Raw genomic sequence first — 21,045 nt, forward strand, 5'->3', positions numbered from 1 at the left:
CGTCTCAGTGGGCCAGCTTGAGACCCACCACGCAACCGACCAGGCCGGCCAAGAGCAGCAGCTTGACCACTGTGACGGACTCGGCGCCGGTCGCCATCCCGTAGGCCACGGTCAGCGAGGCGCCGATCGCGACCCACACGGCGTACGCGGTCCCCACCGGCAGGGTGCGCAGCGCGTAGGCCAGGCCGCCCATGCTGAGGACGAGCCCGACGACGAAGACCAGCGAAGCGGTCGGCCGGGTGAACCCCTCGGACTTGCCGAGGGCGACCGCCCAGACGGCTTCGAAGGCACCGGACAGAACGAGCACGAACCACGCCACGACGAACTCCTCGAAGGCCGTCTTGTCGCGTTCCGGGTACGGCTCCCTCGTCCGGTGAGCCGGTTCGGCCCGCGGCCAAGTCTACCCGCGGCGCTGGCCGGTCGGTGGAGGGAGCGGTGCCGGGAGCTGCGTCGGGCGCGGCGGGTCGTCGGAACGGCTCAGGCGAGGCTGATCTCCCCGTTGGCGACGGTGATCGGCACCTCCGGCAGCGGGCTGCGCGCCGGGCCGCCCTCGACCGCACCGTCGCTGATGGAGAACCTGCTGCCGTGACACGAGCAGCCGATGGCGCCGTCGCTGACCCGGGTGACCTGGCACTGCTGGTGGGTGCAGGTGGCGTCGAACGCCTTGAAGACGCCCTTCTCCGGCTGGGTGACGACGACGTTGTCCTCGGGGAAGATCCGGCCGCCGCCCACCTCGATGTCGGCGGTGCTGGTCAGCGGCTCACCTCCGGCGGGCTCGGAGGAGCCTCCCGGGGACGGCGCGGTGGTGGACGTCGCGCCCGCGGAGGAGGACGCGGCCGGTCCGGCGGGCTCCTCGTCGGAGGCGCAGGCGGCCAGCAGTGGCACGGCGAGCGCCCCGGTGACCGCGGAGCGGCGGGTCAGGCTGTGGTCCGGCACGTCCATGTCCTTCTGGCTCCTTCCGGCCTGTCCGGCCCGTCTGCTCCGTGAGCCGGCTCTGCCGGCTGCTTGAAAATTCACCTTAGAGCAGGTGGCGGTGCGGTGCCTGTGACGAGCCTGAGAATCACTTCTTCCGCGTGCGCTTCGGGGCAGGAGGCTGCTGCGCCTCGCGCCCCTCCAGCAGCGGGCGCAGGAAGCGTCCGGTGTGGGAGGCGGCGACCGCCGCGACCTGCTCCGGCGTCCCCTCCGCCACCACGACGCCACCCTTGTTGCCGCCCTCGGGACCCATGTCGACGATCCAGTCGGCGGTCTTGATGACGTCGAGGTTGTGCTCGATGACGAGCACCGAGTTGCCCTTGTCGACGAGGCTGGACAGGACGCCGAGGAGCTTGCGGATGTCCTCGAAGTGCAGCCCCGTGGTGGGCTCGTCGAGGACGTAGATCGTGCGACCCGTAGAGCGCTTCTGCAGCTCGGCCGCGAGCTTCACGCGCTGCGCCTCGCCGCCGGACAGCGTCGTGGCCGGCTGTCCGAGCCGCACGTAGCCGAGGCCGACCTCGACGAGCGTCTTCATGTGCCGGGCGATGGCGGGTACGGCGGCGAAGAACTCCACCGCCTCCTCGATCGGCATGTCGAGGACCTCGGCGATCGTCTTGCCCTTGTAGTGCACCTCGAGCGTCTCGCGGTTGTAGCGCGCGCCGTGGCACACCTCGCACGGGACGTAGACGTCGGGCAGGAAGTTCATCTCGATCTTGATCGTGCCGTCACCGGCGCACGCCTCGCAGCGACCGCCCTTGACGTTGAACGAGAACCGGCCCTGCAGGTAGCCGCGCATCTTCGCCTCCGGGGTGGAGGCGAAGAGCTTGCGGATGTGGTCGAAGACGCCGGTGTAGGTGGCGGGGTTGGACCGCGGCGTACGCCCGATCGGGCTCTGGTCGACGTGGATGACCTTGTCGATGTGCTCGAGCCCCGTGATGGTCCGGTGCTTCCCGGGCACGGTCCGGGCGTTGTAGAGCTGCTTGGCCAGCGAGGTGTAGAGGATGTCGTTGACCAACGTCGACTTGCCGGAGCCCGAGACGCCGGTGACCGCCAGGAAGACGCCGAGCGGGAAGGCGACGTCGATGTCCTTGAGGTTGTTCTCCCGCGCCCCGATGACCTTGAGCTCGCGGCCCTTCGTGGTGGGACGGCGTACGGCGGGCACGGGGATCTCGCGCTTGCCGGCGAGGAACTGCCCGGTGAGCGACCTCTCGTTGGCGTAGAGCTCCTTCACCGTGCCGCTGTGCACCACGTGGCCACCGTGCTCACCGGCGCCCGGGCCGATGTCGACGACCCAGTCGGCCACCCGGATGGTGTCCTCGTCGTGCTCGACGACGATGAGCGTGTTGCCGAGCTCCTTGAGCCGCACCAGCGTCTCGATGAGCTTCTGGTTGTCGCGCTGGTGCAGGCCGATCGAGGGCTCGTCCAGGACGTAGAGCACGCCCACCAGGCCGGCGCCGATCTGTGTGGCGAGCCGGATCCGCTGCGCCTCACCGCCGGACAGCGACCCCGACGGCCGGTCCAGCGACAGGTAGTCCAGACCCACGTCGAGCAGGAAGTTGAGCCGCTCCTGGATCTCCTTGAGCACCCGCTCGCCGATCTGCCGCTCCCGCGCGGAGAGCTCGACGGTGCGCAGCCACTGCGCCGCCTCGTCGATCGGCAGGGCGCAGACCTCGGCGATGTTGCGGCCACCGGCGTCCTTCGGGCCGAGGGTGACCGCCATCGAGACCGGCTTGAGGCGGCTGCCGCGGCAGGTCGGGCACGGGACCTCGCGCATGAAGCCCTCGAACCGCTCCCGGCTGGTGTCCGACTCCGCCTCCTGGTGACGCCGCTCGACATAGCCGCGGACCCCCTCGAAGTCGGCGTAGTAGGCGCGCTGGCGCCCGTAGCGGTTGCGGGTGACGACGTGGACCTTGGTCGGGTGGCCGTCCAGGATCGCCCGCTGGGCGGTGGCCGACAGCTTCTCCCACGGCGTGTTGAGGTCGAAGCCGAGCTCCTCGCCCAGCGCGCCCATGAGCCGCAGGAAGTAGTCGGCGATGTGCGCGTGGCTCCAGGGCTGGATCGCGCCCTCCCCCAGCGTGGCCTGCGGGTTCGGCACGACCAGCTCGGGGTCGACCTCCATCCGGGTGCCGAGACCGTGGCAGGCCGGACAGGCGCCGAACGGGCTGTTGAAGGAGAACGAGCGCGGCTCGAGGTCGTCGGTGTCGATGACGTGGTCGTTGGGGCACGACATCTTCTCCGAGAACTTCATCTCGGAGACCTCGTCCGGGCCCGCGTCGACGAAGTCGATGAGCACCAGCCCGCCGGCCAGCTCGAGCGCGGTCTCGACCGAGTCGGTCAGCCGCCGCTTGCTGGACGCCTTGACTTGGAGCCGGTCGACGACCACCTCGATCGTGTGCTTCTTCTGCTTGTCGAGCTTCGGCGGGTCGTCCAACGTGTGGGTCTCGCCGTCGACCCGCGCGCGGGAGTAGCCCTGGCTCTGCAACTGCGCGAAGAGGTCGACGTACTCACCCTTGCGGCCGCGGATCACCGGCGCGAGGACCTGGAACCGCCTGCCCTCCTCCAGGGTGAGGATCTTGTCGACGATCTGCTGCGGCGTCTGCCGCTCGATCGGTGCCCCACAGGTCGGGCAGTGCGGACGGCCGGCGCGGGCGTAGAGCAGGCGGAGGTAGTCGTAGACCTCGGTGATGGTGCCGACGGTGGAGCGGGGGTTCTTGCTCGTCGACTTCTGGTCGATCGACACCGCCGGCGAGAGACCCTCGATGAAGTCGACGTCGGGCTTGTCCATCTGGCCGAGGAACTGGCGCGCGTACGCCGACAGCGACTCGACGTAACGGCGCTGGCCCTCGGCGAAGATCGTGTCGAAGGCGAGGCTGGACTTCCCGGACCCGGACAGGCCGGTGAAGACGATGAGGGAGTCGCGCGGCAGGTCGAGGGAGACGTCCTTGAGGTTGTGCTCCCGAGCGCCTCGGATGATGAGCTGGTCCGCCACGCGGCGCGGTCCTCTCGCGGTCAGGTCGACGAGGGTCGAGTCGAACAAGTGTTCGCCATGCTAACAGGTCGCACCTGAGGGACCCGCTTCCCCGGATGGGTCAGGATGGGTGCTGTGACCACGATCCCACCCACAGGGCCGACTGAGGGCCCGACCGAGGGCCCCACCGAGGGCGCACCTGAGAGCGCACCGGACCTGCGCGGTGACACCGTCGCCGCGGCCGAGGCACTGCGCGCGGCCTCGCAGCGACTCGTCCGCACCGTCGACGCCCTGGGCGAGGAGGACTGGGGCGGGCCGAGCCTGCTGCCGGGCTGGACGCGCGGGCACGTCGTGGCCCACCTCGCGCTCAACGCCGAGGGCCTGGCGGGCGCCGTGCGCGGCGTGGTCACCGGGCCGGCCGCCCCGATGTACGCCTCGCAGGAGCGGCGCGACGCCGACATCGCCACGCTCGGCGAGGCCGACCCGACGGTCCTGCGCGAGCGGCTGCTCGGCGCGGTCACGGAGCTGGCCGACGCTCTGGTGGCGCTCGTCGCCCGGCCACCGGCGCTGCTGGACGCCACCATCGAGCGCACGCCGGGTGCGCCCAGCCCGTTCCGGGCCGGAGCGGTCGCCTGGATGCGACTGCGGGAGGTGGAGATCCACCACGTCGACCTGGCCCGGGACTACTCCCCCGGCGCATGGCCGACGACGTTCACCCTGGCGCTGCTCGACGACCTGGCCGGGCGCCGCGCCACGGAGACGGCGGTCGACCTGGTCGCCGGCGACCTCGACCGCCGCTGGCGGATCGGCGCGGGCGGCCCCACGGTGAGCGGGCCGGCGGCCGGGCTGGCGTGGTGGCTGACCGGGCGGCCGCCGTACCCGGGCCTGGACGTGACGAGCGAGGGCGGCGCGCTGCCGGAACTGGAGGGGATGTGAGCTACACCGGCTCCGTGCGGCCCGGCGGACTGTACGACGGACGGGACCTGACCCATATCGCGATCCACAAGGTCGCCGTGGACCCGGCGATGTCGAACAACTGCTACCTGCTGCGCTGCCGCCACACCGGCGAGCAGCTGCTGATCGACGCCGCCGCCGAGCCGGAGCGGCTGGTGCCGTGGATCGGCGCCGGCGGGCTGTCGACCGTCGTGACCACCCACCAGCACTGGGACCACCACCGCGCGCTCGCGGCGGTCGTGGCCGCGACCGGCGCGGAGGTGATCGCCGGCGAGCCGGACGCCGCGGCGATCACCGAGCAGACCGGTGTGCCGGTCACCCGCACGGTCGGCCAGGGCGACCGGATCCGGCTGGGCGAGTCGGAGCTGGAGGTCATCGCCGTGCGCGGCCACACACCGGGCTCGATCTGCCTGCTGTACGACGACCCCGCCGGCCCGCCGCACCTGTTCACCGGCGACTCGCTCTTCCCCGGCGGCGTCGGCAACACCTTCGGCGACGAGGCGGCCTTCGAGCAGCTCATCAACGACGTGGAGGAGCGGATCTTCCAGCGGCTGCCCGACGACACCTGGTTCTACCCCGGCCACGGCGACGACTCCACCCTCGGCCGGGAGCGACCCTCGCTGGCGGAGTGGCGTGAGCGCGGCTGGTGACCGCGATCCCGCGGGGCCGGCCCGGACGGACGTGATTCCGCCGTTCGCCCTGGTCGTCGGCGAGGCCCTCGTCGACGTCGTCCGGCGCCCTGACGGCTCGGTGAGCGAGCACGCCGGCGGCAGTCCGGCGAACGTCGCGGTCGCGCTGCGTCGGCTCGGGCGGTCCGTGAGGCTGCTGACGCAGTACGCCGGTGACCGGCTCGGCACCGTGCTCGACGGGCACCTGCGCGCCGAGGGGGTCGACGTGGATCGCCAGCGGCCGCGATCCGGGCGCACCTCGTCGGCGGAGGCGCTGATCGGCCCGGACGGGTCGGCCAGCTACGCCTTCGACCTGGAGTGGAGCCTCGAGTGGCGGCCCGAGCGGACGCTGGAGGGCGACCTCGCCGGGGCGGCCGCCGGCCGGCCGCTGGTCGTCCACACCGGCTCCCTCGGCGCGGTCCTGGAGCCGGGCGCCGCGGCGGTCCTCGACCTGCTCGACGAGCTGCGCCCCCACACGACGGTGAGCTACGACCTCAACATCCGCCCCGGCGCGATGGGCCCGCTGGCCGGCGTACGCGCACGGGCGCTGGCCGTCGTCGCGCGCGCCGACGTCGTCAAGGCGTCCGACGAGGACCTCGCCCATCTGTTCCCCGACGCCGACCCTGTGGCCGCCGCCCGGGTGCTGCTCGAGCACGGACCGGCCGCCGTGGTGCTCACGCGGGGCGGTGCCGGGGCGACGGCGGTGACGCCGGCGCTGACGGTCGATGTCCCGGCGCCGCCCGTCGCGGTGGCCGACACCATCGGGGCGGGCGACTCCTTCTGCGCCGCGACGCTGGACGGCCTGGGCCGGCTCGGCGCGCTGGGCGGCCCCGAGCGTCCGGCGCTGCGCCAGCTGGATGAGCCCGGGTGGCGGGAGGTGCTCGCCCATGCGGCGGCGGTCGCCGCGATCACCGTCGCCCGGCCGGGGGCCGACCCGCCCACGCTGGCCGAGCTGCGGCACCTCGACTGACCCGAGGCCCTTGCCGGCCGGCCTCCCCAGATTTTGGCGGGTGTGGCGAATGCCCCGGTGCGACGCGGCTACCGAGCCAAGGACCACCAGCGACGATGGGGAGGCAACATGACCACCGACTCGGGCTCCACCGAACGGGTCAAGACGGCGGCGTCGACCGCCGCCGACGAAGGCAAGCACGTGGGCAGCGTGGCCACCAGCGAGGCGCAGAACGTCGCCTCGACGGCGGCGTACGAGGCCAAGCACGTCATGAACGACGCGATGGGCCAGGTGAGCTCCCAGCTCAACGACCAGGTCACGTCCCAACGCGACAACCTGGTGGGCACGTTGCGCTCGCTGGGCGACGACCTCGAGAGGATGGCGACGCAGGGCGGGACCTCCGGCCTCGCCGCCGACCTCGCGCGAGAGGTCTCCCAGCGCGCGAGGGCACTGGGTTCCCAGCTCGACGGGCGCGAGCCCGGGCAGCTGCTCGACGACGTCCGCGACTTCGCGCGCCGCCGTCCGGGCACGTTCCTGCTGGGGGCACTCGCGGCGGGCGTGGCGGCCGGCCGCATCTTCCGTGCCGCAGCGGACGGTACGGCGGGCGCCGCGGTCGCGGCCGAGCGCCAGTCCACCACGGCGCCGGTCGGCACGACCTCGCCGCCGCGGCCGACGGTGACGCCGGGCTATCCCGCAACGCCCGCGCCGACCACCACGACGACCCCGACGGGGACGACGGGGACGACGGGGACCACCGGGCCCACGACCGGCACGACGGGGACCACCGGCCTGACCGGGAGCGGTGAGCTGCCGTGACCGAGCAACCACGCCACGTCGACCCGCCGCTCGGCACCTCGCCGGCCGGTGCACCGCCGAACGAGGACCAGCGCAGCCTGGGCGAGATCGTCGGTGACATCGCCGACAACCTCTCGACGCTCGTCAAGCAGGAGATGGAGCTGGCCAGGACCGAGCTGAAGCAGGAGGCCGCCAAGGCCGGGAAGGGCGCCGGGATGCTCGGCGGTGCCGGCGTCGCCGGGCTGCTGACCCTGTTCTTCGCCTCACTGGCGCTGACCTACCTGCTGGACAACTGGATGCCGGTCGAGCTGGCCGCCCTGATCACCACCGTGCTGTGGGCGGTGGTCGCGGGCGTGCTGGCGATGACCGGCCGCAAGGCACTGAAGCAGAGCCACCCCGAGCTGCCCCGCACGCAGCAGACACTCAAGGAGGACGCGGCATGGGCCAGAGCACAGAAGAGCTGAACACCGACATCCGGAGCACCCGCGAGTCCCTGTCCTCGGACCTGGACGCGCTGCAGGACCGGGTCAGCCCGTCGGCGATCATGGAGCGCCGCAAGACCGCGGCGCGCAACCGGGTCCGTTCGATGCGCGACCGCGTGATGGGCACCGCCCACAGCGCCCGCGCCACGACGACCGGCACCGCCCAGTCCGCGGCCGGCTCGGTCCAGGACGCGGCGAAGGGCGCGGTCGACCAGGCCGAGCAGCGGTTCGAGGGCGCTCCGCTCGCCGCGGGCCTGATGGCCTTCGGCGCCGGCATGGTCGTCGCCTCGCTGTTCCCGGCCACCGAGAAGGAGGCCAGGGCCGGAGCGGGCCTGGTCGAGACCGCCCAGCAGAACGCCCAGCCGGTCATGGACAAGGCCAAGCAGGTCGGCCAGGAGATCGCGCAGGACGTGAAGGACACCGCGATGGAGGCCACCCAGCAGGTCAAGCAGACAGCTGCCGAGGGAGCCGAGCACGTCCGCTCGGAGGGCAAGTCGGCCGCCGAGTCGGTCCGCTCCGACGTACAGCAGAGCTGAGCCGACCCCACCTCGCGAGGCCCGCCGGGAACCCCGGCGGGCCTCGTGCTGCCCGGCCGTCGGCGAACCTGCCCGGTCGAGGCGGCTGCTGCGGCAGCGTCGGCGTAGGGTTTCGCTGTGATCGAGCTCCGCACCCCCACCCAGATCGAGCAGATGAGGCCGGCGGGCCGGTTCGTCGCCGACGTCCTCGCGGCCCTGCAGGAGGCGGCCGACGTCGGCGTGAACCTGCTCGAGCTCGACGAGCTCGCGCACCGCATGATCAAGGAGCGCGGCGCGGAGTCCTGCTACATCGACTACCACCCGTCCTTCGGCGCGATGCCCTTCGGCAAGGTGCTGTGCACCAGCGTCAACGACGCCGTGCTGCACGGGCTGCCGTTCGACTACGAGCTGCAGGACGGTGACCTGCTCAGCGTCGACTTCGCGGCCGCGGTCGACGGCTGGGTCTCCGACTCCGCGCTGAGCGTGGTCGTCGGCACGCCGCGGGAGGAGGACCTGCGGCTGATCGACGTCACGACGCGGGCGCTCGAGGCGGGTATCGCCGCGGCGCAGCCGGACAACCGGATCGGCGACATCTCGGCGGCCATCGCCGAGGTCGCGCGGGGTGCGGGGCTGAAGATCAACACCCAGTTCGGCGGCCACGGGGTCGGTCGGACCATGCACGGTGACCCGCACGTGCCCAACGACGGCCGCGCGGGCCGCGGCTTCAAGCTGCAGCCGGGGCTCGTCATCGCGATCGAGCCGTGGTTCCTCCACACCACCGACGAGATCTACACCGACTCCGACGGCTGGACGCTGCGCAGCGCCGACGGGTCCCGCGGCGCCCACATGGAGCACACGGTGGCCGTGACCGCCGACGGCCCGCTGGTCCTCACCGCACGCTGATGCACCGCCACGACGACGGGGCCGCCGAGCTCGCCCGGGCACTGGCCGAGCTCTGCCTGGACCGGCTCACGATGGAGGCGCCGCTCGACACGTCGCTGTCCCCCGACGAGCTGCTCGCCCGGGCCGGCCAGACCGTGACGCCCGACGGGATCGGCGGCGCCGAGGCGATGCGGCTGTGGGAGCACGTGCTCGCCCCGGCGTGCCTGTCCATCGACCACCCGCGCTACCTCTCCTTCATCCCCGGCGCGCCCACCCGCGCGGCGGCGGCCTTCGACATGCTCGTCGGCGCCTCGAGCGTGTACGGCGGCAGCTGGCTGGAAGGCGCCGGGGCCGTGTTCGCCGAGAACCAGGCGTTGCGCTGGCTCGCCGACCTGGCCGGCTTCCCGACCGACGCGGGGGGCGTGTTCGTGCAGGGCGGCACCATCGGCAATCTCTCCGCGCTGGTCGCGGCCCGCGCCGCCGTGCAGCACCGCCGTGGCGGACGCCCGCCGCGCTGGTCGGTGCTGCTCACCGACGAGACGCACTCGTCGGTCAAGCACGCGCTGGAGTCGGTGATGGACGTCGACGTCGTGCTGATCCCGGGCGACGAGCGAGGCCGGATGACCGGCGCCGCCGTGCAGGCCTGGGTCGACGCCGCCTCGCCGGCCGATCTCGACAGCGTCTTCGCGGTCGTGGCCACCGCGGGCACCACGAACGTCGGCGTCGTCGACGACATCGCCGGCATCGCCGACGTCGCACAGGCGCATGACTGGTGGCTGCACGTGGACGGCGCGTACGGCGGCGCCGGGCTGGCCGCCCCCTCGGTACGCCACCTGTTCGCGGGCGTCGAGCGGGCCGACTCGTTCATCGTCGACCCCCACAAGTGGCTGTTCGCGCCGTACGACTGCTGCGCGCTCATCTACCGCGACCCCGTCCTCGCCCGGGCCGCGCACACGCAGAAGGCCGGCTACCTCGACCCGGTCACCGTCGAGGGCGAGTGGAACCCCAGCGACTTCGCCATCCAGCTCACCCGCCGGGCCCGCGGCCTGCCGTTCTGGTTCTCGCTGGCGGTGCACGGCACCACGGCGTACGCCGAGGCCCTCGAGCAGACCCTGGCCACCGCCCGCGCCGGCCGCCGGCTCATCGACGACGCCGAGCACCTGCGCCTGCTCGTGGAGCCGGACCTCACGGTGCTGATCTTCGAGCGGATCGGCTGGGAGACCGCCGACTACCAGGCGTGGAGCAGTCGACTGCTCGACGAGCAGGTCGGGTTCGTGACCCCGTCACGGCATCACGGCCGGGTGTGCACGAGGTTCGCGATCGTCAATCCCCTCACGACTCCCGAGGACCTCGCGCAGCTCGTCGCATCGATGCGGTGACCGGCGCCCACCCCGGGTCCGGGCGCGAGGAGCGCGGCTGGGAGACTCGTGGCCGTGACGCACGTGGCAGGACAGCTCGGGACGCACGCTGCGGCGATGCTGGCCTTCGAGCGGTCCTGGTGGACCGCGGGCGAGGCCAAGGACGCCGCGATCCGCGAGCGCTTCGGCCTGACGGCCGCGGAGTACTACCAGCGGCTCAACGCGCTCATCGACACCGACGACGCCCTGGCCGCCGACCCGCCGCTGGTCCGCCGCCTGCGCAGGCAGCGGTCGGCCCGTCGGCAGGACCGCTCGGCTCGACGCGCCGACGGCTGAGCCAGGCGCGCCGGTGCGTCAGGGATCGGCCAGTCCCGCCTCACTGATCCCGACGGGCCAGCCGACATGACCCGGCCGGATCATCTTGGTCCCGATCCTCGCCCGGGACCTTGGCCGGACGCGTACCGGCGGGTAGATTCTTCCACGTCGAGCCGCTGGTGACCCGAGACGCCAGCGGCTCGATCTCATTTTCCCCGGCTCAGTCGTCCCCCGAGGCCAGGTCCTCGTCGTGGGTGCCGGGCCGTGGCGCCCACGGCAGCTCCTTGGCGGGGCGCACCACGATCAGCCGGTCGCCACGGGCGAGCTGGGTGACCACAGGGTCGAAGTAGCGGAACACCTTCTCGTCGCGCACGACCGCGATGACCTGGTCGGGCAGCGTCTGGGGCTGCTTCCCCACCTCGCTGACGAGCAGGTCCCGCTCGGCCACCTCCAGCCCCTCGCCGTAGGTCAGCAGGTCCTCCATGACCGATCCCAGCGTCGGGCTCAGCGAGGACAGCCCGAGCAGGCGGCCGACGGCGTCGGAGGAGGTGATGACGGAGTCCGCGCCGGACTGCTTCATCAGCGGCGCGTTCTCCTGCTCGCGCACCGCGGCGACGATCCAGGCGTCCGGGTTGAGCTGGCGGGTGGTGAGCGTGGTGAGCACGTTGGTGTCGTCGCGGTTGGTGGTGATGATGACCTGGTCGGCGTTCGCGACGCCGGCGCGGCGCAGCACCTCGCGCCGGGTCGCGTCACCGCTCACGACGGCGAGCCCGTCGGCGTGGGCGTCCTCCAGCGCCAGCGGGGTCGGGTCGACCACGACGATCGACTCCTTGTCCAGACCGTTGTTGACGAGGGTGTCGACGGCGGAACGGCCCTTGGTGCCGTAGCCGACGATGACGACGTGGTGGCCCATGTGCTTCCTCCAGCGGGCGATGCGGATCAGCTCCCGGCCCCGGGTCGCCAGCACTTCGAGCGTCGTGCCGATGAGCAGCACGAGGAAGGCGATGCGCGCCGGGGTGATGATGAACGCGTTGATGAGTCGGGCGGAGTCGGTCATCGGCGCGATGTCGCCGTAGCCCGTCGTGCTGAGCGTGACGGTCGTGTAGTAGATCGCGTCGATGAGGCTGATGCCGTCGCCGTTGGCGTCGCGGTAGCCCTCCCGGTCGAAGTAGACCAGCAGCACGGTGCCGACCAGGATGCCGACGGCGGCCAGCACCCGGCGACCGAGCTCCCACCATGGGGAGCGGGTCCGCTCGGGCAGCGCCACCCGGCCCCGCCGGTGGCCGTCGACGGCTGCGGCGGGAGTCAGGTCGGGCTCGGACACGTCGGCAATCTAGTGCACGTCCCTCATCGGTCCTCGCGCGCCACGGCGGCGCTGGCTGCATTGATGGCCGCGTTGATCGAGGCGCCGATCAGGACGGCGATCGCCAGCAGGTAGAGCCAGAGCAGTACACCGATCGGCGCCGCCAGCGGACCGTAGATCGACCGGGAGTCCTGCGCGGTGGCGGTGAGGAACCAGCGCAGCAGCATGGAGCCGAGCACCCACGCGGCGAACGAGAAGGCGGCACCGGGCAGATTGGCCCGCCACGGCGTCCGGCCCGGCAGCGAGACGTGGTAGAGCGTGGCGAGGAAGCAGACGCACAGCGCGACGACCGCGGGCCAGTAGAGCGCGTGCACGACGGTCGCGCCGACCGGCAGCGCGTCGGCGGCCAGCCGCGGCCCCGCCACGAGCAGCGGGATGGCGAAGACGCCGGTCACCATGGCCAGCAGGTACAGCACGAACGACAGCGCCCTCGCCCGGACGATGGGCCGTACGCCGCCGAGCCCGTGCATGATCGTGATGGTGTCGACGAAGACGTTGAGCGCCCGACTCCCCGACCACAGCGCGAGCACGAAGCCGATCGAGATGACGTCGAAGCGGCCGCCACGCAGCACGTCGTCGACGGTGGGGGCGATCACGTCGGCGACGGCGTCCTCGGTCAGGAACCGGCCGGCCACCTCCAGAATCGCGTCGCGGATCTGCACGACCTGGGCCGGAGAGAACCGCGCGGTGACGTAGCCGACGGCCCCGGCGAGGGCGAACACGAGCGGCGGGATGGAGAGGACCGCGAAGAAGGCCGCCTCAGCGGCCAGCCCGGTCACCCGGTGCTGCAGGCAGGAGCGGGTCGCGGCCACGACCAGCCGCCACAGCCAGGCGCGCAGCCGGTGCCACGGCGCGGGTACGGCGACGGTCGCCGGCTGCTGCTGCGTCCCCGTGGTCACGGCTCTACGGTAGGCGCATGAGCGACCAGATCCCGGCAGCCGCCGCCGACCGCAGGCGCGTCCTCAACCAGGCGCCGCTCCTGGCCGGACACAACGTGGTGACCTCCGACCATGCCCTGGTGGAGGCCGTGCTCCGGCACGGCTCGGCGGAGGTGCTGGAGTCGCTGGTGCCGCTCGGCTTCGAGGCCGGTTCCGCGGAGGCCCGCGAGCACGGCCTGCTCGCCAACCACAACGAGCCGGTCCTGAAGCCGTACGACCGGTGGGGCAACCGGGTCGACGAGGTCGAGTTCCACCCGTCGTGGCACTGGCTGATGGAGCGGGCGGTCGGTCACGGGCTCGCCGCCGCGCCCTGGGAGGACGCCGCCTCCGGGGTCCCCCACCCCCACCTGCGCCGCGCCGCCGGGTTCCTGGCCTGGTCGCAGACCGAGCCGGGCCACGGCTGCCCGATCTCCATGACGTACGCCGCGGTGCCCGCGCTGCGCGCGGACCCGGAGAACACCGCCCTGGCCAAGGAGTGGACGCCGCTGCTCGCCTCCCGGCGCTATGACCCCGGCGTCCGACCGGCGGCCGACAAGCTCGGCGCCCTGGCGGGCATGGGCATGACCGAGAAGCAGGGCGGCTCCGACGTACGCGCCAACATCACCGAGGCCCGGCCGCTCGGGGACGGTGGCGGGTCCTACACGCTGCACGGCCACAAGTGGTTCACATCGGCGCCGATGAACGACGTCTTCCTCGTCCTCGCACAGGCGCCCGGCGGCCTGACCTGCTTCGTGCTCCCCCGGGTCCTGCCCGACGGCACCCGCAACCGGCTCGACGTCGTGCGCCTCAAGGACAAGCTCGGGAACCGGTCCAACGCCTCCTCGGAGCTGGAGTTCGACGGCACGGTGGCGTTCCGGCTCGGTGACGAGGGCCGGGGCGTGCGGACGATCATCGAGATGGTGGCCGCCACCCGGCTGGACTGCGTGCTCGGCTCGGCCTCACTGATGCGCCGCGCTGTCGCGGAGGCCTCCTGGCACGTCGCCCACCGCTCCGCGTTCGGCGGGCTGCTGGCCGACAAGCCGCTGATGCAGAACGTCATCGCCGACCTCCACCTGGAGTCCGAGGCGGCGACCGCCCTGGCGCTGCGGCTGGCCGCCGCCGTCGACGCGTCCGATGACGCCCATGAGTCGGCCCTACGGCGGATCGCGCTGCCACTGGCGAAGTTCTGGGTGTGCAAGCGGACTCCGGGGCTGGTGGCCGAGGCGTTGGAGTGCCTGGGCGGCAACGGGTACGTCGAGGAGTCCGGCCTGCCGCTGCTCTACCGCGAGGCCCCGCTCAACTCGGTGTGGGAGGGGTCCGGCAACGTCAACGCGCTCGACGTGCTGCGGGCGCTGTCGCGGGAGCCCGAGGCCCTCGACGCGTGGATCACCGAGGTCGGCCGCGCGCGTGGCGGCGACAGCCGGCTGGACCGGGCGATCGAGGAGACGCTGGCGCTGCTCGGCTCGCTCATGGGCTCACCGGACCAGCTGGAGGTTTCCGCGCGCCGCCTGGCCGGCCGGATGGCGGCGGTCCTGCAGGGTTCGCTGCTGGTGCGCTTCGCGCCGGCCGAGGTCGCCGACCTGTTCTGCTCCTCGCGGCTCGGGTGGGCCGACGGGCGCGGCCACGACGGCACCTACGGGATGCTCGAGGGCGGCGACCTGCACGCCGTCGTCGAGCGTGCGACGCCGGTCCTCTGATCGGGCCGGAGCGACCATGCGCATCGCACGACCCGGTCACCGCGGGCGCGTCGCGGCCGGCATCCTCATGGCGCTGCTCGTCGCCGTGACGCTGCCGGTCGCGGTGGCCGGCACCGGCACCGCGGCGCCGGTGCAGCTGCCGCCCACGACGCCGTTCGACTACCAGCTCGGCGGGGCCTACCCGCCACCCGTAGGGGTCGGCGTCGTCGTGCGCGACCGGACCGAGCCGCCGGTTCCGGGCGCCTACAACATCTGCTACGTCAACGCCTTCCAGACCCAGCCGCACCGGACGGGATGGTGGCGACGGCACCACCCTGGTCTGCTGCTGCGCGCCCACGGCAGGGAGGTGCGCGACGCGGCGTGGGGCGAGACCCTGCTCGACACCTCCACGCCGCGCAAGCGGCGCGCGATCGCCCGCATCGTCGGGCGGTGGATCGACCGATGCGCGGCCGCCGGCTTCCGCGCCGTCGAGCCCGACAACCTGGACTCCTACGCCCGCTCCCGCGGCCGGCTCGCGCCGGTGCACAACCTCCGGCTCGCGGGCCTGTTGGCGCGCCGGGCGCACCGGCACGGGCTCGCGATCGCGCAGAAGAACGCCGCCGAGCTGAGCGGGCGCGCCCACCGGCGCGGTCTCGACTTCGCGGTGGCCGAGGAGTGCGCCGTGTGGCGCGAGTGCGGCGCCTACACGCGGGTCTACGGCGACCACGTGCTGGAGATCGAGTACACCGACAACGGCCTGGCGACGTACCCCGCGGCCTGCCGGGCGGCCGCGGGCCGACGGGCGGTGTTGCTGCGCGACCGCGACCTGGTGCCTGCCGGGCGCCCGGGGTACGTCTACCGCAGCTGCTGAGGAGCCCCCGACCCAGGCCCGGCCCCGGCCCGGGCCGCAACCTCAGCTGAGGTCGAGGCCGGGGTAGAGCGGGAACTTGTCCATCAGCTCCGCGGCGGCGGACTTGGTCCGCTCGGCGACGCCGTCGGCCATGACGTACGACGCCTTGCTGGGCGCCCCGGCCGAGGTCGTGCCGGGCGTGGTGCTCTTGAGGACACCGGCGATGAGCTCGGCCACCTGGTCGAACTCGTCGGCGCCCAGGCCGCGCGTGGTGAGCGCCGGGGTGCCGAGCCGGACGCCGGAGGTGTACCAGGCGCCGTTCGGGTCGGCGGGGACCGAGTTGCGGTTGGTCACCACACCGGACTCGAGCAGCGCCGACTCCGCCTGCCGGCCGGTGAGGCCGAGCGGCGAGACGTCCAGGAGGACGATGTGGTTGTCGGTGCCGTCGGTGACCAGCTTGATGCCGCGCTTCTTGAAGCTCTCGGCGAGGCTCTGGGCGTTGTCGGCCACCTGCTGGGCGTAGGTCTGGAAGGACGCCTGCTTGGCCTCGGCGAAGGCGACGGCCTTGGCGGCCATCACGTGCGACAGCGGGCCGCCCAGGACCATCGGGCAGCCGCGGTCGACGCTCGGGGCGTACTCCTCGGTGGCGAGGATGAAGCCGCCGCGCGGGCCGCGCAGTGACTTGTGGGAGGTCGAGGTGACGACGTGGGCGTGCGGCACCGGGTCCTCGTTGCCGGTGAAGACCTTGCCGGCTACCAGGCCGGCGAAGTGGGCCATGTCGACCATGAGGGTGGCGCCGACCTCGTCGGCGATCTCGCGCATCTTCGCGAAGTCGATCCGGCGGGGGTAGGCGGAGTAGCCGGCGACCAGGATGAGCGGCTTGAACTCACGGACCTTGGCGCGCACCGCGTCGTAGTCGAGGAGCCCGGTCTCCGGGTCGGTGCCGTACTGCTGCTGGTGGAACATCTTGCCCGAGATGTTGGGGCGGAAGCCGTGGGTGAGGTGGCCGCCCGCATCGAGGCTCATGCCGAGCAGGCGCTGGTTGCCCAGCTCGCCGCGGAGCCGCTCCCAGTCGGCCTCGGAGAGCTCGTTCATGTTCTTCACGCCGGCGTCCTTGAGCCAGGGGCCCTCGACGCGGTGCGCCAGGATCGCCCAGTACGCCGTCAGGTTGGCGTCGATGCCGGAGTGCGGCTGGACGTAGGCGTACTCGGCGCCGAACAGCTCGCGGGCGTGCTGGGCGGCGAGCGCCTCGACGGTGTCGACGTTCTGGCAGCCGGCGTAGAACCGGTGGCCGACCGTGCCCTCGGCGTACTTGTCGCTGAACCAGGTGCCCATGGTGAGCAGCACGGCCGGCGAGGCGTAGTTCTCGCTGGCGATGAGCTTGAGCGAGGCGCGCTGGTCGGCCAGTTCGCGCCGGGTCGCCTCCGCGACACGGGGCTCGACGGAGGCGATGACCTCCAGGGCCTGGGTGTAAGCGCTGCTCGTCAGGGCGTTGAGGTCGGCCATGGCACACAAGCGTAGTGAGCGGCGCGCGCCGGCGACCAATCCCGTCCGCGGCTCGGTCGCCCGGCGGGCGCGCGGCAGCGGCTCACTGCGACCTCCGTCACACCTGCGGCGGGGGTCCCGGAGATTCGTCTCGAATGTCGGACAAAGGTCTCGCATCACGAGATTCGCGGTTGTGGACAGCCCGTCCGAGCCCTGAGACTCCTTGACATGGTCACTGCTGCCACCCATGCGCACCTCGTGGTTCGCCGCCACGTGGACTTCGGGCGCACCCGCAGCATGATGTGTTGGCCTCGCTGACGCCTGACCCCCGACACCCGGACGTCTCCGCGCACCTGCGCGCCCCTTCAGCGAAGGACCTCTCCGCCATGCCTGATCTGCGCTTCAAGCCCCAGCCGCCCCAGCACACCGAGATCCCGCGCACCAAGCGTGGCGAGGGGCAGTGGGCGCTCGGCTACACCGAGCCGCTCAACAAGAACGAGCAGTCCAAGAAGGACGACGACCCGCTCAACGTGCGGGAGCGGATCCTCCACATCTACTCCAAGCGTGGCTTCGACTCCATCGACCCGGCCGACCTGCGCGGTCGCTTCCGCTGGATGGGCCTCTACACCCAGCGCCGTCCCGGCATCGACGGCGGCAAGACCGGGGCGCTGGCCGAGGAGGAGCTCGACGACCGCTACTTCATGATGCGGGTCCGCTCCGACGGCGCTCTGCTGGGGCCCGCGCAGCTGCGCACCCTGGGCGGGATCTCGTCGGACTTCGCCCGCGGCACCGCCGACATCACCGACCGGCAGAACATCCAGTACCACTGGATCGACATCGAGAACGTCCCCGAGATCTGGGACCGGCTCGCCGCGGTCGGCCTCGACACGACCGAGGCCTGCGGCGACAGCCCGCGCGGCTTCCTCGGCTCGCCTCTCGCCGGCGTCGCCGCCGACGAGATCATCGACGGCACGAGCGCGCTGGAGGAGATCAAGCGCCGCTACATCAACCACCCGGCGTACTCCAACCTCCCGCGCAAGTTCAAGACCTCCGTCTCCGGCCACCCCTCGCTCGACGGCGCGCCCGAGATCAACGACGTCTCGTTCGTCGGGGTGGTCCACCCCGAGCACGGGCCCGGCTTCGACCTGTGGGTCGGCGGCGGCCTGTCGACGAACCCGATGCTCGCCCAGAAGCTCGGCGTCTGGGTCCCCCTCGATGAGGTCCCCGACGTGTGGGAAGGCGTCATCGGGATCTTCCGCGACTACGGCTACCGCCGGCTGCGCTCGCGGGCGCGGCTGAAGTTCCTGGTCGCCGACTGGGGTGTGGCGAAGTTCCGCGAGGTCCTCGAGAAGGAGTACCTCGGCCGGTCCCTGGTCGACTGCGAGTCGCCCCGGACCGCGGCCCGCAACGGCGACCACATCGGCGTCCACGAGCAGAAGGACGGCCGCTTCTACGTCGGCGCCGCCCCCACGGTCGGCCGCGTCAGCGGTGCCATCCTGACCGCTCTGGGCGACCTGGTGGAGCGGTACGCCGCCGACGGCGTGCGACTGACGTCGTACCAGAAGCTCGTGGTCCTGGGCGTGGAGGGCGACAAGGTCGAGGCGCTCCTCGACGACCTCGAGGTCATCGGCCTGACCGGCCGACCCTCGAACTGGCGCCGCTCCACGATGGCCTGCACCGGCATCGAGTTCTGCAAGCTGGCCATCGTCGACACCAAGCAGCGGGCGAGCGACCTCATCGACGAGCTCGAGCGCCGCTTCCCGGGCCTGGACACGCCGATCACCGTCAACGTCAACGGGTGCCCGAACTCCTGCGCCCGCACCCAGGTCGCCGACATCGGCCTCAAGGGCCAGCTGGTCCTGGACGAGCGGGGCGAGCAGGTCGAGGGATTCCAGGTGCACCTGGGCGGCGGGATCGGGCTCACGGCCGGCTTCGGCCGCAAGCTGCGCGCCCACAAGGTCACCAGCGCCGGCCTCGACGACTACATCACCGTGGTGGTGGGCAACTACCTCGCCGACCGGACCGACGGCGAGGCCTTCGCCGCGTGGGTCGCGCGTGCCGACGAGGCGCTGCTGCGCGGCGACCAGCGGCTCGACGAGCTCGGCGAAGAGCAGCTGGTGACGGTATGACCGGCTCGCGCGTCACCCCGTTCCTCTGCCCGTTCTGCGGGGAGGAGGACCTGCGCCCGCACGAGGTGGTCGACGAGGCCGGCGAGGTCACCTCGCCGCACGGGTCGTGGGAGTGCCGCGCGTGCCTGCGGGCGTTCTCGCTGAAGTCGCTCGGCATGATCCCGCGGCCGGGCGGGGTGACCCCGTGAGCGCCTCCACCGCCACCGCCCGCGCGAACCGCGCCATCCACACCGGCGGTCGCTCGCCGGAGGAGCTGCGCGAGATCGTGTCGCACTGGGGCGCCGAGCTCGAGCTGGCGCCGGCGGAGACCATCATCGAGTGGGCCGCCGCCACCTTCGGCGAGCGGTTCTGCATCACCTCGTCCATGGGCGACGCGGTGCTGGCGCACCTGGCCGCCAAGGTGGTCCCGGGTGTCGACGTCGTCTTCCTCGACACCGGCTACCACTTCGTCGAGACCATCGGCACCCGCGACGCGGTCGCCGCCACGCTGGACGTCAACCTGATCACGATCACGCCGGTGCAGAGCGTGGCCGAGCAGGACGCGGCGTACGGCCAGGACCTCTACCGCACCGACCCCGACCTGTGCTGCCGGCTGCGCAAGGTGCAGCCGCTGCAGGACTCGCTGGCGGGGTACGACGCCTGGGCCACCGGGCTGCGGCGCGCCGAGACGCACAACCGGGTGATCGCGCCGGTCGTCGGCTGGGACGCGAAGAAGGGAAAGGTCAAGGTCTCCCCCATCGCACGATGGTCCGACGAGCAGGTGGAGCAGTACATCGTCGAGAACGGCGTGCTGGTCAACCCGCTCGTCTACGACGGCTATCCGTCCATCGGCTGCGAGCCGTGCACCCGCCGGGTCGCGCCGGGCGAGGACCCGCGCAGCGGACGCTGGGCCGGCACCGGCAAGACCGAGTGCGGCATCCACACCTGACGGCCGCCCCGAGAACCCACCGACTCCCCCGCAGCACGAAAGGCACACGAACATGGCTGCTCCCGCCCTGATCGCCCTGGCCCACGGGTCGCGGGACCCGCGCTCGGCCGCCACCATCACCGCCCTGGTCGGCGAGGCGCGCGCGATGCGCCCAGACCTCCGCATCGAGCAGGCGTTCCTGGAGCTCTCCAAGCCGTCGCTCCAGACGGTCGTGGACCGCCTCGTCCGCGCCGGCCACGACGAGATCGTCGTGGTCCCGCTCCTGCTCACCGAGGCCTACCACGCCAAGGTCGACGTCCCGTCCGCCATCGCCGCGGCAGCCGCCAAGCACCCCGGGGTGCAGATCCGCGCCACCGACGTGCTGGGCCTGGAGCCACGCTTCCTGGAGGTCCTCGACGTGCGGATGCGGGACGCCCTACGCCAGGCTCGCGTGCGCGAGCTGGACGCGCTCGTGCTGGCCGCCGCCGGCTCCAGCGACCCGCTGGCCAACCAGTCGGTGGCCCGGCTGGCCCGCACGTGGGGCGCCCACCACAAGCTCCCGGTCGTGGCGGCCTACGCCTCCGCCACCCCGCCGGCCACCGGCGAGGCGGTGCGAGCCTTCCGCGCCGAGGGTCGTCGGCACATCGCCGTGGCGTCCCTGTTCCTCGCGCCCGGGTGGCTCCCCGACCGAGCCGCCGAGCTCGCGCTCGAGGCCGGCGCCGTCGCGGTCTCCGAGCCCCTGGGGGCGCACCCCGAGCTGGCCCGGACCATCCTCGCGCGCTACGCCGTCGGGGCCGTCGAGCTCGTTCCGGTCTGACGGCGACGGCGGACGCGCCAGCGGACGACGTGATCGGTGGTCG

The 21,045-nt window shown here is 72.5% G+C and carries 21 protein-coding genes and 1 riboswitch; of the genes, 15 read left to right on the forward strand and 6 right to left on the reverse strand.

Features of this window, described 5'->3' with window-relative positions; translation table 11 throughout:
• Window positions 1–4 precede the first annotated feature (4 nt).
• From VGE38_RS15305 to uvrA, 3 genes are all read right to left on the reverse strand, one after another.
• Window positions 5–319, reverse strand: a complete 315-nt coding sequence (locus tag VGE38_RS15305) for a DMT family transporter (RefSeq protein WP_331143415.1) — start codon at window positions 317–319, stop codon at window positions 5–7.
• 11 nt (window positions 320–330) lie between these two features.
• Window positions 331–395: riboswitch (guanidine-III (ykkC-III) riboswitch) on the reverse strand.
• An 82-nt stretch (window positions 396–477) separates the two neighbouring features.
• On the reverse strand, window positions 478–942 hold the full coding sequence (locus VGE38_RS15310) for a Rieske (2Fe-2S) protein (RefSeq protein ID WP_331143416.1): 465 nt from the start codon (window positions 940–942) through the stop codon (window positions 478–480).
• Window positions 943–1,060: 118 nt separating this feature from the next.
• Window positions 1,061–3,961, reverse strand: a complete 2,901-nt coding sequence (gene uvrA / locus VGE38_RS15315) for an excinuclease ABC subunit UvrA (RefSeq protein WP_331143458.1) — start codon at window positions 3,959–3,961, stop codon at window positions 1,061–1,063.
• 114 nt (window positions 3,962–4,075) lie between these two features.
• Here uvrA and VGE38_RS15320 point away from each other — a divergent pair, with 114 nt between their 5' ends.
• The 9 genes from VGE38_RS15320 to VGE38_RS15360 all read left to right on the forward strand — a co-directional run bounded on the left by VGE38_RS15320 (window position 4,076) and on the right by VGE38_RS15360 (window position 10,879).
• Window positions 4,076–4,876 carry a maleylpyruvate isomerase family mycothiol-dependent enzyme gene (locus VGE38_RS15320; RefSeq protein ID WP_331143417.1) on the forward strand — a complete coding sequence of 267 codons (801 nt, stop codon included), beginning with the start codon at window positions 4,076–4,078 and terminating at the stop codon, window positions 4,874–4,876.
• Window positions 4,873–5,544: an MBL fold metallo-hydrolase gene (locus VGE38_RS15325; RefSeq protein ID WP_331143418.1), complete on the forward strand. Its 672-nt coding sequence runs from the start codon at window positions 4,873–4,875 to the stop codon at window positions 5,542–5,544. Before VGE38_RS15320 ends, VGE38_RS15325 begins: the two co-directional genes overlap by 4 nt.
• On the forward strand, window positions 5,528–6,532 hold the full coding sequence (locus VGE38_RS15330) for a PfkB family carbohydrate kinase (RefSeq protein ID WP_331143419.1): 1,005 nt from the start codon (window positions 5,528–5,530) through the stop codon (window positions 6,530–6,532). The genes VGE38_RS15325 and VGE38_RS15330 overlap by 17 nt, the downstream gene beginning before the upstream one ends.
• A 108-nt stretch (window positions 6,533–6,640) precedes the next feature.
• Window positions 6,641–7,327 carry a hypothetical protein gene (locus VGE38_RS15335; protein ID WP_331143420.1) on the forward strand — a complete coding sequence of 229 codons (687 nt, stop codon included), beginning with the start codon at window positions 6,641–6,643 and terminating at the stop codon, window positions 7,325–7,327.
• The gene (locus tag VGE38_RS15340; protein WP_331143421.1) at window positions 7,324–7,770 is read left to right on the forward strand and encodes a phage holin family protein; all 447 of its coding nucleotides are present in this window, start codon (window positions 7,324–7,326) and stop codon (window positions 7,768–7,770) included. The genes VGE38_RS15335 and VGE38_RS15340 overlap by 4 nt, the downstream gene beginning before the upstream one ends.
• Entirely contained in the window at window positions 7,746–8,324 is a 579-nt protein-coding gene (locus VGE38_RS15345; RefSeq protein WP_331143422.1) for a DUF3618 domain-containing protein, read from the forward strand. Before VGE38_RS15340 ends, VGE38_RS15345 begins: the two co-directional genes overlap by 25 nt.
• A gap of 117 nt (window positions 8,325–8,441) precedes the next feature.
• Window positions 8,442–9,206 carry a type I methionyl aminopeptidase gene (gene map / locus VGE38_RS15350; RefSeq protein ID WP_331143423.1) on the forward strand — a complete coding sequence of 255 codons (765 nt, stop codon included), beginning with the start codon at window positions 8,442–8,444 and terminating at the stop codon, window positions 9,204–9,206.
• On the forward strand, window positions 9,206–10,564 hold the full coding sequence (locus VGE38_RS15355; RefSeq protein ID WP_331143424.1) for a pyridoxal phosphate-dependent decarboxylase family protein: 1,359 nt from the start codon (window positions 9,206–9,208) through the stop codon (window positions 10,562–10,564). The genes map and VGE38_RS15355 overlap by 1 nt, the downstream gene beginning before the upstream one ends.
• 54 nt (window positions 10,565–10,618) lie before the next feature.
• Window positions 10,619–10,879 (forward strand): DUF3263 domain-containing protein, encoded by a 261-nt coding sequence (locus VGE38_RS15360; protein ID WP_331143425.1) that lies wholly within the window; start codon window positions 10,619–10,621, stop codon window positions 10,877–10,879.
• A 199-nt stretch (window positions 10,880–11,078) separates the two neighbouring features.
• Here VGE38_RS15360 and VGE38_RS15365 read toward each other — a convergent pair whose 3' ends face one another.
• Both VGE38_RS15365 and VGE38_RS15370 read right to left on the reverse strand, forming a co-directional pair.
• On the reverse strand, window positions 11,079–12,182 hold the full coding sequence (locus VGE38_RS15365; RefSeq protein ID WP_331143426.1) for a potassium channel family protein: 1,104 nt from the start codon (window positions 12,180–12,182) through the stop codon (window positions 11,079–11,081).
• Between the two features lie 23 nt (window positions 12,183–12,205).
• Window positions 12,206–13,120, reverse strand: coding sequence for a YihY/virulence factor BrkB family protein (locus VGE38_RS15370; protein WP_331143427.1), 915 nt, complete (start codon window positions 13,118–13,120; stop codon window positions 12,206–12,208).
• Between the two features lie 17 nt (window positions 13,121–13,137).
• Between VGE38_RS15370 and VGE38_RS15375 the strand changes: the two genes are divergently transcribed.
• Window positions 13,138–14,835, forward strand: a complete 1,698-nt coding sequence (locus VGE38_RS15375) for an acyl-CoA dehydrogenase family protein (protein WP_331143428.1) — start codon at window positions 13,138–13,140, stop codon at window positions 14,833–14,835.
• Between the two features lie 16 nt (window positions 14,836–14,851).
• Window positions 14,852–15,685, forward strand: a complete 834-nt coding sequence (locus VGE38_RS15380) for an endo alpha-1,4 polygalactosaminidase (protein WP_331143429.1) — start codon at window positions 14,852–14,854, stop codon at window positions 15,683–15,685.
• 42 nt (window positions 15,686–15,727) lie between these two features.
• On the opposite strand, the gene VGE38_RS15385 is transcribed toward VGE38_RS15380, so the two are convergent.
• Window positions 15,728–17,170: a glycine hydroxymethyltransferase gene (locus VGE38_RS15385; RefSeq protein WP_331143430.1), complete on the reverse strand. Its 1,443-nt coding sequence runs from the start codon at window positions 17,168–17,170 to the stop codon at window positions 15,728–15,730.
• Between the two features lie 365 nt (window positions 17,171–17,535).
• On the opposite strand from VGE38_RS15385, the gene VGE38_RS15390 reads away from it, so the two are divergent.
• Genes VGE38_RS15390 through VGE38_RS15405 form a run of 4 tightly spaced genes read left to right on the forward strand, consistent with a single transcriptional unit; the run spans window position 17,536 to window position 21,002 of the window.
• A complete protein-coding gene (locus VGE38_RS15390; RefSeq protein WP_331143431.1) occupies window positions 17,536–19,278 on the forward strand; it encodes a nitrite/sulfite reductase in 1,743 nt (580 codons plus the stop codon).
• A complete protein-coding gene (locus tag VGE38_RS15395; RefSeq protein ID WP_331143432.1) occupies window positions 19,275–19,466 on the forward strand; it encodes a hypothetical protein in 192 nt (63 codons plus the stop codon). Before VGE38_RS15390 ends, VGE38_RS15395 begins: the two co-directional genes overlap by 4 nt.
• Window positions 19,463–20,206 (forward strand): phosphoadenylyl-sulfate reductase, encoded by a 744-nt coding sequence (locus tag VGE38_RS15400; RefSeq protein ID WP_331143433.1) that lies wholly within the window; start codon window positions 19,463–19,465, stop codon window positions 20,204–20,206. Before VGE38_RS15395 ends, VGE38_RS15400 begins: the two co-directional genes overlap by 4 nt.
• A gap of 52 nt (window positions 20,207–20,258) precedes the next feature.
• Window positions 20,259–21,002, forward strand: a complete 744-nt coding sequence (locus VGE38_RS15405; protein ID WP_331143434.1) for a sirohydrochlorin chelatase — start codon at window positions 20,259–20,261, stop codon at window positions 21,000–21,002.
• Window positions 21,003–21,045 lie beyond the last annotated feature (43 nt).

Origin of the sequence: Nocardioides sp., from assembly GCF_036405735.1 — a bacterium.
Taxonomy (GTDB): Bacteria; Actinomycetota; Actinomycetes; order Propionibacteriales; family Nocardioidaceae; genus Nocardioides.

What these genes read in the sequence shown, in the direction of transcription:
- VGE38_RS15345 (WP_331143422.1), top strand. Translation starts at nt 7,746, where the DNA reads ATGGGCCAGAGCACAGAAGAGCTGAACACCGACATCCGGAGCACCCGC.
- VGE38_RS15335 (WP_331143420.1), top strand. Translation starts at nt 6,641, where the DNA reads ATGACCACCGACTCGGGCTCCACCGAACGGGTCAAGACGGCGGCGTCG.
- VGE38_RS15390 (WP_331143431.1), top strand. Translation starts at nt 17,536, where the DNA reads ATGCCTGATCTGCGCTTCAAGCCCCAGCCGCCCCAGCACACCGAGATC.
- VGE38_RS15380 (WP_331143429.1), top strand. Translation starts at nt 14,852, where the DNA reads ATGCGCATCGCACGACCCGGTCACCGCGGGCGCGTCGCGGCCGGCATC.
- VGE38_RS15395 (WP_331143432.1), top strand. Translation starts at nt 19,275, where the DNA reads ATGACCGGCTCGCGCGTCACCCCGTTCCTCTGCCCGTTCTGCGGGGAG.
- VGE38_RS15385 (WP_331143430.1), bottom strand. Translation starts at nt 17,170, where the DNA reads ATGGCCGACCTCAACGCCCTGACGAGCAGCGCTTACACCCAGGCCCTG.
- VGE38_RS15310 (WP_331143416.1), bottom strand. Translation starts at nt 942, where the DNA reads ATGGACGTGCCGGACCACAGCCTGACCCGCCGCTCCGCGGTCACCGGG.
- VGE38_RS15375 (WP_331143428.1), top strand. Translation starts at nt 13,138, where the DNA reads ATGAGCGACCAGATCCCGGCAGCCGCCGCCGACCGCAGGCGCGTCCTC.
- VGE38_RS15405 (WP_331143434.1), top strand. Translation starts at nt 20,259, where the DNA reads ATGGCTGCTCCCGCCCTGATCGCCCTGGCCCACGGGTCGCGGGACCCG.
- VGE38_RS15355 (WP_331143424.1), top strand. Translation starts at nt 9,206, where the DNA reads ATGCACCGCCACGACGACGGGGCCGCCGAGCTCGCCCGGGCACTGGCC.